This window comes from Paenalicyclobacillus cellulosilyticus (assembly GCF_014647315.1).
GTDB classification, from domain to species: domain Bacteria; phylum Bacillota; class Bacilli; order Alicyclobacillales; family Alicyclobacillaceae; genus Alicyclobacillus_J; species Alicyclobacillus_J cellulosilyticus.
In genome coordinates this window covers 1-2,455 of the sequence record NZ_BMOY01000078.1, presented here as the reverse complement: position 1 = coordinate 2,455, position 2,455 = coordinate 1, and the positions used below count along the sequence as shown (strand labels likewise).

At 56.4% G+C, this 2,455-nt stretch carries 3 protein-coding genes; 1 reads left to right on the top strand and 2 read right to left on the bottom strand.

Translation table 11 applies throughout. From position 1 onward, the window contains the following. Positions 1 to 480 precede the first annotated feature (480 nt). Positions 481 to 651 carry a hypothetical protein gene (locus IEX97_RS12825; protein ID WP_188883503.1) on the top strand — a complete coding sequence of 57 codons (171 nt, stop codon included), beginning with the start codon at positions 481 to 483 and terminating at the stop codon, positions 649 to 651. A gap of 299 nt (positions 652 to 950) precedes the next feature. Here IEX97_RS12825 and IEX97_RS12820 read toward each other — a convergent pair whose 3' ends face one another. Both IEX97_RS12820 and IEX97_RS12815 read right to left on the bottom strand, forming a co-directional pair. Then, entirely contained in the window at positions 951 to 1,649 is a 699-nt protein-coding gene (locus IEX97_RS12820) for a response regulator (protein ID WP_188883502.1), read from the bottom strand. Further along, complete coding sequence (locus IEX97_RS12815; protein ID WP_188883501.1) at positions 1,646 to 2,350, bottom strand: sensor histidine kinase; 705 nt, start codon at positions 2,348 to 2,350, stop codon at positions 1,646 to 1,648. The genes IEX97_RS12820 and IEX97_RS12815 overlap by 4 nt, the downstream gene beginning before the upstream one ends. Between the last annotated feature and the right edge of the window lie 105 nt (positions 2,351 to 2,455).

Below are 2,455 nucleotides of genomic sequence, written 5' to 3'. Positions count from 1 at the left end.
CGAAAAAAGCATAGTATGCGAAACTGCCCCGCTGGTTCCCCGGCGGGGTTGTTCGTCATGCATGAGTTTGGTGCAGCCGTGGAGGGAATGCAAGGTGGGCGGGATTTGACGCTTACCATGTGGGCGGCCACGGAAGGACGCGTCTGCGCCACCGACGCGCGTGGTGTACCGGAACCGGGTGCTCATCCAGGACCCGGCGCCGGAGGCGTTGGCACAAGCGCAGCAAATGGCTTCGATGTTCACCAACGAATTAGACGAACAACGACTGAGCAATGCGGAGGTACTGCGGGCGTACAAAGAACAACATGAGGTCGAAGGGCGGTTTCGGTTCCTCAAAAGTCCCTACTTCGTGGGGCCGGTGTATCTACAGAATCCCGGGCGAGTCGAGTCGTTTGTCAACAGTAGCATCCGGAACAGTCCACGAAGCATAACGTGTATCTGCAGAATCCCGGGCGAGTCGAGTCGTTTGGGTGCTTGATATTGATCGCGGCCATGCTGTACGTGACCCTGGAGTACGTGATTCGAGCCAAGATGGCGGAAGAGAAGGCGCTGCTTGAATTGCCGGGGAAGCGAAAGAGCTGGCGACCGACTGCGTTGTCGGTGTTGGAGATGTTCGAGCCGCTGGAAGTGATGCACTTCCACGCGGAATAAGGCAGGGTGATTCGAGCCGTCACACCGAAGCGGAATCCTGATGTGGACCGAGTGCTGGGGATGTTGGGTTTGGACAAATGAGCATCTACACGCGGGTGCAAAAAACGGCGTGACGGCCGCTTGGGTCGGTGTGTGGTGGATTTCCAGATTGGATCAAATTTACAAATGATCGCAATTTCATGGCGGATGGATGAACGGGGATTTACCGCTTCAATGCGAAAAGCATCCAGAAGGATGACCAGGCACAGAACGTGACGATGGGCGCGGAAGATGGTTGTTGGCGTTTCCTTCGTTATACTTCATACTTCTTCACCTATAAGACGATACCCTACTCCGGGCTCCGTTAGCAGGCGGCGCGGGTGCGCCGGATCGTTCTCTATCTTCTTTCGTAAATGGCTGATGTAAACGCGTAGGTACTGTGACGCGTTGTCAGGATCAACATCCCCCCATACTTGGCGCAACAGTTGGGCATGTGTCACGACTTTGCCGGCATTTTGCGCGAGGACTTTGAGCAGGTCGTATTCAATCGGAGTTAACCGCAATAATTCGCCGTCTTTATAAACGCGCCTTTCTTGGAGATCGATGCGGATACCATGGAGATCAAGGACGGGCGAAGCGGTGTCACCGCGATATGCATGACGCAGTGCGACGCGGATGCGTGCGAGGAGCTCTTTGACGCCGAAGGGTTTGACGACGTAATCATCGGCGCCACCGTCGAGCGCCATGACTTTGTCTTCTTCTGCGTCTCGCACTGTAAGCATGATCACGGGCACCGGCGACCACTCCCGAAGCTTGCGCAGGACTTCGATGCCTTCCATATCTGGCAAGCTCCAATCGAGCACGATGAGGTCGGGGCGCTCCATGCTCGCGACAAGCAGTGCCTCTTCACCCGTCTTCGCTTCGAGAACTTGAAAGCCATGTCCGCGCAGAGCGACATCTAACATCTTGCGGATGGCCGTTTCATCGTCCGCGACGAGAATTTTGGCGCCTTGCGTCATGGTTTACGTTCACCTCGAATGGGCAGCCAAAGTTGAAATTCAGCCCCCTTTGGCTTATGGGGCGACGCGCAGACGAAACCGCCGTGCGCTTCAGCTACCGCCTTGACAATGGCAAGCCCGAGCCCCGTCCCTGGGACGTGGGCGGCGCGCGGCGAGCGATAGAACTTTTCGAAGAGCTGCTCCCCCTCTTCCGGCGCAATCCCCATGCCTCTGTCGATCACGCAAATGGAAACACCGCCTTCTGCAGCACGCGCGCGAATGTCAATGGGCGACCCGGGCGGCGAATATTTCGCGGCGTTCGTCAAGAGGTTCGCGATGGCTTCGGCGAGAAGCGCTTCGTCGGCCTCAAGGAGCGGAAGGTCTTCTTCTAACTCTACGCGAACAGGGTGTCCTTCCGTTAACTCCGCTGTGTCTCGAATCGATTGAAAGATGACATCGGCGAGATCCACCCAGCGGCGGTTCAATGCGAGCATGCCGCTTTCAATGCGTGCCATCCCAATCAAGTTAGAGACAAGCCGATGCATGCGCTTGGCGTTTTGACGAATGGTTCGCAAAAGGTCAGTTCGGTCCTCCTCTGAAAGCAAAATGTTCGCATCTTCGAGCGTTTCAATGGCCCCCAGGATAACTGTGAGCGGCGTGCGCAACTCGTGTGAGATCGAGTTCAAAAGCGCCGTTCGCAGCCGCTCAGATTCAGCAGCCATCTTGGCGAGCTGAGCCGTCTCCTCGAGCTGGATGTGTCCACGCTCGCTTTATTTGACGGCGTTTTTCCAACCGTCATTGTCACCTGGAATTGTGGCGCATTCCAA